Raw genomic sequence first — 1,849 nt, 5'->3', positions numbered from 1 at the left:
ACACAGTGGACGCGAGCAACTGAGGACAAGCCCTCGGCCTATTAGTACCAGTCAACTCCACACCTTACGGCGCTTCCATATCTGGCCTATCAACCCAGTCGTCTACTGGGAGCCTTACCCCATCAAGTGGGAGGGAGCCCTCATCTCGAAGCAGGCTTCCCGCTTAGATGCTTTCAGCGGTTATCCTTTCCGAACGTAGCCAACCAGCCATGCCCTTGGCAGAACAACTGGCACACCAGAGGTTCGTCCGTCCCGGTCCTCTCGTACTAGGGACAGCCCTTCTCAAGACTCCTACGCGCACAGCGGATAGGGACCGAACTGTCTCACGACGTTCTAAACCCAGCTCGCGTACCGCTTTAATGGGCGAACAGCCCAACCCTTGGGACCGACTCCAGCCCCAGGATGCGACGAGCCGACATCGAGGTGCCAAACCATCCCGTCGATATGGACTCTTGGGGAAGATCAGCCTGTTATCCCCGGGGTACCTTTTATCCGTTGAGCGACGGCGCTTCCACAAGCCACCGCCGGATCACTAGTCCCTACTTTCGTACCTGCTCGACCCGTCAGTCTCACAGTCAAGCTCCCTTGTGCACTTACACTCAACACCTGATTGCCAACCAGGCTGAGGGAACCTTTGGGCGCCTCCGTTACCCTTTAGGAGGCAACCGCCCCAGTTAAACTACCCACCAGACACTGTCCCTGATCCGGATCACGGACCCAGGTTAGACATCCAGCACGACCAGAGTGGTATTTCAACAATGACTCCACACCAACTGGCGTTGATGCTTCACAGTCTCCCACCTATCCTACACAAGCCGAACCGAACACCAATATCAAGCTATAGTAAAGGTCCCGGGGTCTTTCCGTCCTGCTGCGCGAAACGAGCATCTTTACTCGTAATGCAATTTCACCGGGCCTATGGTTGAGACAGTCGAGAAGTCGTTACGCCATTCGTGCAGGTCGGAACTTACCCGACAAGGAATTTCGCTACCTTAGGATGGTTATAGTTACCACCGCCGTTTACTGGCGCTTAAGTTCTCAGCTTCGCCATGACGAATCATGACTAACCGGTCCCCTTAACGTTCCAGCACCGGGCAGGCGTCAGTCCGTATACATCGCCTTACGGCTTCGCACGGACCTGTGTTTTTAGTAAACAGTCGCTTCTCGCTGGTCTCTGCGGCCACCACCAGCTCAGGAAGAAAATTCCATCACCAGCAATGGCCCCCCTTCTCCCGAAGTTACGGGGGCATTTTGCCGAGTTCCTTAACCATAGTTCACCCGAACGCCTCGGTATTCTCTACCTGACCACCTGAGTCGGTTTAGGGTACGGGCCGCCATGAAACTCGCTAGAGGCTTTTCTCGACAGCATAGGATCATCCACTTCACCACAATCGGCTCGGCATCAGGTCTCAGCCTTAACGTGTGACGGATTTGCCTACCACACGGCCTACACCCTTACCCCGGGACAACCACCGCCCGGGCTGGACTACCTTCCTGCGTCACCCCATCACTCACCTACTACAAGTCTGGTTCGTCGGCTCCACCACTCCCCTACGCTCCGAAGAGCTCAGGGCGGCTTCACGGACTTAGCATCGCCTGATTCAATGTTTGGCGCTTCAAAGCGGGTACCGGAATATCAACCGGTTGTCCATCGACTACGCCTGTCGGCCTCGCCTTAGGTCCCGACTTACCCTGGGCAGATCAGCTTGACCCAGGAACCCTTAGTCAATCGGCGCACACGTTTCCCACGTGTGTATCGCTACTCATGCCTGCATTCTCACTCGTGAACCGTCCACAACTCGTTTCCACGGCTGCTTCACCCGGCACACGACGCTCCCCTACCCATCAC

The 1,849-nt window shown here is 56.0% G+C and carries 1 rRNA gene; it reads right to left on the bottom strand.

The annotated features are described in order from the left end of the window. Nucleotides 1-21: 21 nt before the first annotated feature. Nucleotides 22-1,849 (bottom strand): 23S ribosomal RNA (locus V2J85_RS40225); the annotation flags it as partial.

Origin of the sequence: Streptomyces bugieae (genome assembly GCF_036352915.1) — a bacterium.
GTDB classification, from domain to species: domain Bacteria; phylum Actinomycetota; class Actinomycetes; order Streptomycetales; family Streptomycetaceae; genus Streptomyces; species Streptomyces endophytica.
This window is presented reverse-complemented; position numbering and strand designations above follow the sequence as displayed.